The sequence below is a fragment of the Parapedobacter soli genome, from assembly GCF_025460835.1.
In the GTDB taxonomy this organism is placed as follows: Bacteria; Bacteroidota; Bacteroidia; order Sphingobacteriales; family Sphingobacteriaceae; genus Parapedobacter; species Parapedobacter soli.
This window is the reverse complement of sequence record NZ_JAMXAY010000127.1, coordinates 1-1,458: the sequence shown is the minus strand read 5'-3', so window position 1 is coordinate 1,458 and position 1,458 is coordinate 1. Positions and strand designations below refer to the sequence as shown.

The 1,458-nt window shown below is 51.4% G+C and carries 1 protein-coding gene; it reads right to left on the bottom strand.

What is annotated here, in order from left to right:
* Positions 1 to 18 precede the first annotated feature (18 nt).
* Positions 19 to 1,284: a transposase gene (locus NGM62_RS21830; RefSeq protein ID WP_262250420.1), complete on the bottom strand. Its 1,266-nt coding sequence runs from the start codon at positions 1,282 to 1,284 to the stop codon at positions 19 to 21.
* Positions 1,285 to 1,458: the final 174 nt, after the last annotated feature.

Here is a 1,458-nt window from a genome sequence, read left to right as displayed (position 1 = left end):
CTGGACTTACCCCGAAATTTATAGGTCTAGTGTCAGTTGGTCGGGCGGTTGTCCTTTTTGGGTTACATTCTTGTATGATGCGGTTCGGGGCGATCTTCTGAATATATTTGCCAGCCCGTCGCTTATCGCATAGTATTTGAAATCCGGTACACCGAATACGCGTTTGGCCTGTTTCAGCACATGTGAGACCATTATCCTGAGCTTGGTTTGGGTATCCAGCCTGACTGCGATGAAATAGAATACAGCGAGCAGGATGGCCATCATATTACGCAACCGCGTGTATTTCAACACCCTGATGTTCTCCACGTCATAACTCTGCTTGAGGAAGCGTATGGTCTCCTCGATGCTCCACCGTTTGATGTAGCTGGCCAGCACCCGGCGTAGCAGCTTTCGGTTTCTGCGCAGGGGTATGGTTGTCAGCAGCATCATCGGTTTCTCTCCGAACCCTTTGACCACGAGCATGTACAGTGTTTTCTTCGGATGTGCTGGCAGACGGACGGTTGTGTATCCGTATTGGATATGCCTTGCCTTTTCCTTTCCCTCGTCCACCCTGACGATGGTTTCGCTGTAAGGGCAGGAACACCGCCGGGCCACCTCCAGCACGTTTTTCTTTGTCCGGCCGTGCAGCACATCGCGTGTGCCCTGTAGCCTTACCACGAACTGCAACCTGCTTTTCAGCAGATGGCGGAATATCTTCCCCCGGTCGCCCCCGCGGTCGATCACCCATGTGCCCCGGCCATCGCAGTGGCTGCTCACCATGTCGATGGCATCCAGTATCTGTTGGTTTTCACTGACGAAATCCGGGCTGCGTGATGAATAGAGTTCCTGGTAGAGCGGGAGTACCTCCCTAGCACCCAGTTGGGAAGCGATGATCTGGTTGGTATGGTAACCTTTGACTATCGCGCCCGAGGCACTCCCGTCCCGTACATAACCCAGGTGTTCCATGTCCGAGGCGTATTTCTTATGGATATCCCCAAGGTCAAGGATCAGCAGCGTATCTCCCTTTACCCGGCGGCAGCCTTCTTCAAGCACCCGGTTTTGCAGAACAGGCCATATGTCTTCCTTGGCCAGCTGGCGGCAGAAGCGCTCCTCGATTTTCTTCAGACTCACACCCTCTCCCAGCGAACGGCCGATCTCCGTCAGCAGCACCGACTGCGAGCCCAGCATCCCGTAAACAGCCTCCGATACGAACCTGCGGCAGGTTTTGTCCAAACCGGAAGAAACATACCCCGAAAATTCATTAATTTTACCGCGCAGTTTAAACGCAAGTTTACTGTATTGCATAAGTGTATCCCTTGTTTTTTAGTCAATTACAAAGATTGCACTTATGCTTTTTTATTTGAAAAAACTTACCCCGTTTTTTCAATCAAAAAGACCGATTCCACTTGGAATACGACCTAACAAACACGGTACAAGGAAATTAGATCGAGAACCGCCTATTTTTCGGGGTAAGTCCAG

Coding starts and splice junctions, on each gene's coding strand:
- NGM62_RS21830 (WP_262250420.1), bottom strand. CDS start 1,284: ATGCAATACAGTAAACTTGCGTTTAAACTGCGCGGTAAAATTAATGAA.